Here is a 3,256-nt window from a genome sequence, read left to right as displayed (position 1 = left end):
TGCTCTTTAACAATCTGGAACAAGCTGAAAAATTTGAAACACTCAGTGATTTTGCTGTTTGACAGCAAGGTGATTGAGGAGTCTCTCAAAACCCCAATCCGAAGACACCTTCGGGTTGTGAGGTTAAGCGACTAAGCGTACACGGTGGATGCCTAGGCAGTCAGAGGCGATGAAGGGCGTGCTAATCTGCGATAAGCGCCGGGAAGGGGATATGACCCGCAAGACCCGGCGATACCCGAATGGGGAAACCCAGTGCAATCCGTTGCACTATCGTTTGATGAATTCATAGTCAAACGAGGCGAACCGGGGGAACTGAAACATCTCAGTACCCCGAGGAAAAGAAATCAACCGAGATTCCCCCAGTAGCGGCGAGCGAACGGGGAGGAGCCCAGAACCAACAACGGCTTGTGTGTCAGTGGAAGCGCCTGGAAAGGCGCGCAGTAAAGGGTGATAGCCCCGTACACGAAGACGCATAAGCCGGGAGTTCGACGAGTAGGGCGGGACACGTGGTATCCTGTCTGAACATGGGGGGACCATCCTCCAAGGCTAAATACTCCTGACTGACCGATAGTGAACCAGTACCGTGAGGGAAAGGCGAAAAGAACCCCGGCGAGGGGAGTGAAAGAGAACCTGAAACCGTGTACGTACAAGCAGTGGGAGCACCCTTTGGGGTGTGACTGCGTACCTTTTGTATAATGGGTCAGCGACTTATATTCTGTAGCAAGGTTAACCGTATAGGGGAGCCGCAGGGAAACCGAGTCTTAACTGGGCGTTAAGTTGCAGGGTATAGACCCGAAACCCGGTGATCTAGCCATGGGCAGGTTGAAGGTTGGGTAACACTAACTGGAGGACCGAACCGACTAATGTTGAAAAATTAGCGGATGACTTGTGGCTGGGGGTGAAAGGCCAATCAAACCGGGAGATAGCTGGTTCTCCCCGAAAGCTATTTAGGTAGCGCCTCGTGAATTCATCTTCGGGGGTAGAGCACTGTTTCGGCTAGGGGGTCATCCCGACTTACCAACCCGATGCAAACTGCGAATACCGAAGAATGTTATCACGGGAGACACACGGCGGGTGCTAACGTCCGTCGTGGAGAGGGAAACAACCCAGACCGCCAGCTAAGGTCCCCAAGTCATGGTTAAGTGGGAAACGAAGTGGGAAGGCTCAGACAGCCAGGATGTTGGCTTAGAAGCAGCCATCATTTAAAGAAAGCGTAATAGCTCACTGGTCGAGTCGGCCTGCGCGGAAGATGTAACGGGGCTAAACCATGCACCGAAGCTGCGGCAGCGACGCTTAGGCGTTGTTGGGTAGGGGAGCGTTCTGTAAGCCGTTGAAGGTGAATCGTGAGGTTTGCTGGAGGTATCAGAAGTGCGAATGCTGACATAAGTAACGATAAAGCGGGTGAAAAACCCGCTCGCCGGAAGACCAAGGGTTCCTGTCCAACGTTAATCGGGGCAGGGTGAGTCGACCCCTAAGGCGAGGCTGAAAAGCGTAGTCGATGGGAAACAGGTTAATATTCCTGTACTCGGTGTTACTGCGAAGGGGGGACGGAGAAGGCTATGTCATCCGGGCGACGGTCGTCCCGGTTTAAGCGTGTAGGTGGGCAGTCCTGGTAAATCCGGACAGCCGTTAACACTGAGGCGTGACGACGAGGCACTACGGTGCTGAAGTGACAGATGCCCGGCTTCCAGGAAAAGCCTCTAAGCATCAGGTAACATTGAATCGTACCCCAAACCGACACAGGTGGTCAGGTAGAGAATACTCAGGCGCTTGAGAGAACTCGGGTGAAGGAACTAGGCAAAATGGTGCCGTAACTTCGGGAGAAGGCACGCTGGCGCGTAGGTGAAGGGACTTGCTCCCGGAGCCGAAGCCAGTCGCAGATACCAGCTGGCTGCAACTGTTTAATAAAAACACAGCACTGTGCAAACACGAAAGTGGACGTATACGGTGTGACGCCTGCCCGGTGCTGGAAGGTTAATTGATGGGGTTATCGCTTTGCGAGAAGCTCTTGATCGAAGCCCCAGTAAACGGCGGCCGTAACTATAACGGTCCTAAGGTAGCGAAATTCCTTGTCGGGTAAGTTCCGACCTGCACGAATGGCGTAATGATGGCCAGGCTGTCTCCACCCGAGACTCAGTGAAATTGAACTCGCTGTGAAGATGCAGTGTACCCGCGGCAAGACGGAAAGACCCCGTGAACCTTTACTATAGCTTGACACTGAACACTGGTCCTTGATGTGTAGGATAGGTGGGAGGCTTGGAAGCGTGGACGCCAGTCTGCGTGGAGCCATCCTTGAAATACCACCCTTTAATGGCTGGTGTTCTAACGTAGGCCCGTTATCCGGGTTGCGGACAGTGTCTGGTGGGTAGTTTGACTGGGGCGGTCTCCTCCCAAAGCGTAACGGAGGAGCACGAAGGTTAGCTAATCACGGTCGGACATCGTGAGGTTAGTGCAAAGGCATAAGCTAGCTTGACTGCGAGAGTGACGGCTCGAGCAGGTACGAAAGTAGGTCTTAGTGATCCGGTGGTTCTGAATGGAAGGGCCATCGCTCAACGGATAAAAGGTACTCCGGGGATAACAGGCTGATACCGCCCAAGAGTTCATATCGACGGCGGTGTTTGGCACCTCGATGTCGGCTCATCACATCCTGGGGCTGAAGTAGGTCCCAAGGGTACGGCTGTTCGCCGTTTAAAGTGGTACGCGAGCTGGGTTTAGAACGTCGTGAGACAGTTCGGTCCCTATCTGCCGTGGGCGTTGGAAGATTGAAAGGGGCTGCTCCTAGTACGAGAGGACCGGAGTGGACGCACCACTGGTGTTCGGGTTGTCATGCCAATGGCATTGCCCGGTAGCTACGTGCGGCAGAGATAACCGCTGAAAGCATCTAAGCGGGAAACTTGCCTTAAGATGAGTCTTCCCTTGTCCCTTGAGGACACTGAAGGAGCGTTCGAGACGAGGACGTGGATAGGCTGGGTGTGTAAGCGTTGCGAGACGTTGAGCTAACCAGTACTAATGAACCGTGCGGCTTAACCTGACAACACCGAAGGTGTTTTAGGGTGTTTGAGAGAAAGACGAAGTTTCAAAGAGAAAATGCGGCATGAAAGCCGCAAGCAGCTTGTTCGGGATTGAAAACAGGATTTGTCTGGCGGCAATAGCGCGGTGGTCCCACCTGACCCCATGCCGAACTCAGCAGTGAAACGCCGTAGCGCCGATGGTAGTGTGGGGTCTCCCCATGTGAGAGTAGGACACTGCCAGACAT

At 53.8% G+C, this 3,256-nt stretch carries 2 rRNA genes; both read left to right on the top strand.

Features of this window, described 5'->3' with window-relative positions:
- Positions 1–121: 121 nt before the first annotated feature.
- Positions 122–3,031 (top strand): 23S ribosomal RNA (locus Xinn_RS23710).
- 107 nt (positions 3,032–3,138) lie between these two features.
- Positions 3,139–3,254, top strand: a 5S ribosomal RNA gene (gene rrf / locus Xinn_RS23705).
- The last annotated feature ends 2 nt before the right edge of the window (positions 3,255–3,256 follow it).

It is taken from the genome of Xenorhabdus innexi (assembly GCF_002632485.1).
Taxonomy (GTDB): Bacteria; Pseudomonadota; Gammaproteobacteria; order Enterobacterales; family Enterobacteriaceae; genus Xenorhabdus; species Xenorhabdus innexi.
This window is presented reverse-complemented; position numbering and strand designations above follow the sequence as displayed.